1 protein-coding gene and 1 pseudogene are annotated in these 1,956 nt (G+C 73.1%); both read right to left on the reverse strand.

Features of this window, described 5'->3' with window-relative positions; all coding sequences use genetic code 11:
* On the reverse strand, nt 1-745 hold a 745-nt coding region (locus tag AC08ON_RS03130), incomplete at its 3' end, for a serine/threonine-protein kinase (protein ID WP_476616415.1).
* A 471-nt stretch (nt 746-1,216) separates the two neighbouring features.
* Nucleotides 1,217-1,956: pseudogene (locus AC08ON_RS03135) on the reverse strand (hypothetical protein); the annotation flags it as partial.

Raw genomic sequence — 1,956 nt, forward strand, 5'->3', positions numbered from 1 at the left:
TTCCGACCAGACGCAGGAACAGCTCCTGGGCACTCGGCCGGGTGGCCGGGTCCTTGCGCATGGCCTCTTCGACGATCGGCCGCAGGGCTGGAGCGAGACCGTCGAGCAGTGGTTCGCGGTGTACGACGCGGTAGAGCTGCACCGGCGTCGGCCCGTCCCCGAAGGGGAAGGAACCGGTGCCCGCATAGGTCACCAGGCCACCCCACGCGAAGACGTCCGCCGCCGCCGTCACCGGCTCGCCGTTGGCCTGCTCCGGGGCCATGAACGCCGGTGTACCGATCCGCTGGATCTCCTGGCTGATCATCGTCGGGGCGTCCAGCGCCCGGGCGATGCCGAAGTCGATGACGCGGGGACCCAAGGCCGAGAGCAGCACGTTGGACGGCTTGAGATCACGGTGTACGAGGCCGGCGCCGTGGATGGCGGTCAGCGCCGCGGCCACGCTGACCGCGACGCGCTCCAGGTCGGCCGACCGCAGCGGGCCGTCCGCGGCCACCGTCTGGGCGAGGGTGAGGCCGTCGATGTACTCGGTGACGAGGTAGGGCCGCCCGTCCGGCGGATCGACGACGCCGAGTACCTCGGCGGTGCAGAAGCGGGCGACCCGGCGCGCGATGTCGGCCTCCCGGCGGAACCGGGCCCGGAACTCGGGCACCCGGGCCAGGTCGGGCCGAATGACCTTGACCGCGACGAGCCGGCCGGCGTGCTCGGCAACGTCCGGCCTGCCCCGCCCGAGGAAGACGGTCCCCATCCCGCCCTCACCGAGGCGTCCCAGCAGCGTGAACTGGCCCAGTTCGGTCGGGTCGCCGCTGTCGAGGGGCTCGATGGACGGCCCCGTCAGACCGCTGCCGCCCACCGGGCCGAAGTCCGGCGCCGAGGATGTCCCCCGTCCCGACCGGGCGGCGGGTCCGGAGGGCGTCTCGGGTCCCACGGGGTTCGCTTCGGAGGCGGGGTCGGGTCGAGCGGGCGATGCGGACGGGGGCGCCACCGTCCCCGCGTTGCCCGTCTCCCGCTTGCGGCGCAAGACCCCTCCCGAACCGAGATGGTTGACATCGCGGATCCTATGCGCCTCGGAATCACCATCCGAGGCCCCCGAGCCCCGATGCGCAGCGCCGCCGTGGCCGGTTGCGCCTTGTCCGAGGCCCAGGATTCAGTGTTACTCTCCGTGAGAGAACATGCACGATGGTCGGATGGTTTCCGGTTCCTTGTCGGCGATGCCGGATCAGGGGGAGCGCGGATGCCCCGCGGCGGAGGGGCCCTGGCCGGTGGGCTCCGGGCCCGTGCCGGCCGCCGGGCTCGAGCCGGTGACCGCCTTCGAGCCGGTGGTGGCATCCGGCGCGCCGGCGGTCCGCGGCCGTTCCGGCGGCAGGTGCGACGGATACGGCGCGAGGGGTGGAGCCGGCCGCTGTCCCGTCGATGGCGACCGTCCCCTGGACGAGGGCGGAGGCTGAGCGGGGGCCCCGCCGACGGAGCGGGTGGCCGGACCGCCGGTGACAAGGACCCCGATGCAGCAGGCCAGGGCTGCCACGGCGAGGACGCACACCGCGCCGGCAAGCCACGTCAGGGCGCCCTGCGACCATGGGGCCCACGCCGCCATCGCGTCCCACGCGTCGCTGAGGTCGCCGCCCGTGGGTCGCCAGAAGTGCGGAAACACCATCGAGATCGCCCAGGCCTGCAGGGTGGTCGCGCCGGCCAGGAAGAGCAGCGGCATGATCCGGGAGAGATGACGGCCGGTCGCCGCCGCACCCATCCCGACCCCGATCGCCAGCGACGCCAGGCCCGCGTACAGGTAGCGGCCGGAGATCCCGCTGACGTGGAAGTACCTGTCGAAGTTCTTCGCGGACTGCAGGGTCATCAGGCCAAACAGCGCCCAGGTGGGCCAGAGCAGGAACAGCAGGTCCACCCGGATGCGTCCGGTCCGGGCCCGGATGAGGGCGAGGGCGAAGACGACGATGACGACGG

The sequence above is a fragment of the Frankia sp. CoWAU3 genome, from assembly GCF_977971855.1.